The organism is Salinimicrobium oceani (assembly GCF_012037645.1).
Genome location: NZ_JAAVJR010001727.1, coordinates 1 through 273 on the forward strand (window position 1 = coordinate 1; position 273 = coordinate 273).

Below are 273 nucleotides of genomic sequence, written 5' to 3' on the forward strand. Positions count from 1 at the left end.
GTGTCTCAGTACCAGTGTGGGGGATCTCCCTCTCAGGACCCCTATCTATCGTAGCCATGGTAAGCCGTTACCTTACCATCTAGCTAATAGAACGCATACTCATCTTTTACCGCCAAAGCTTTAATCATTCAAGTGATGCCACTAAATGATACCATGGGATATTAATCCGGGTTTCCCCGGGCTATGCCCCAGTAAAAGGTAGATTGTATACGCGTTACGCACCCGTGCGCCGGTCGCCACCATCCGAAGACGTGCTGCCCCTCGACTTGCATG

At 50.9% G+C, this 273-nt stretch carries 1 rRNA gene; it reads right to left on the reverse strand.

The features are described from left to right. Positions 1–273, reverse strand: a 16S ribosomal RNA gene (locus tag HC175_RS23770); the annotation flags it as partial.